The 538-nt window shown below is 56.1% G+C and carries 1 pseudogene; it reads right to left on the reverse strand.

The features are described from left to right. Positions 1–202 precede the first annotated feature (202 nt). Positions 203–538 (reverse strand): annotated as a pseudogene (locus ACTHUR_RS16020) (DNA mismatch repair protein MutS); the annotation flags it as partial.

Below are 538 nucleotides of genomic sequence, written 5' to 3' on the forward strand. Positions count from 1 at the left end.
AGATGGGTAGAAGAGACAGGACAAACCTTGCGGACGGCTTGGGCTGATTAGCAATCCACGGCTTCCGGGCAATTCGGCGCAACTGCGGGCAACGGCGTACATCGTGCCCTCGGTATAAGAATCTGCGCCGGTAATACCCACCACGGTAATGTCAGCAAAACTCATTATATGTTTCTCCTGTTTCAGACGGCCTTTGTGTTGTTTACGACACCTTGTTGCAGATATCTTTCAAACGGTACAAGGCATCCAAGGCTTCGCGCGGCGTAAGGTTGTCGGGCTGGATTTGCGCCAACGCTTCGGCCAACTCATCGGTCTGGGCATGGCAAACCGGTTCAATTTCCTGTTCTTCCTCACCCACTCTATTTTCAGACGGCATGGCGCTGAAAATGTCCAACTGCGGACGGTTGGCGGCGGCTTGGGCTTCAAGTTCGTCCAGATGTTTTTGGGCGGCTTTGAGGGCGCGGTTGGGCAGGCCGGCGAGTTTGGCGACGGCGATGCCGTAGCTTTTGCTGGCGGGGCCGGGCTCGATGTGGTGGAG

This window comes from Neisseria sp. P0021.S007 (assembly GCF_051956855.1).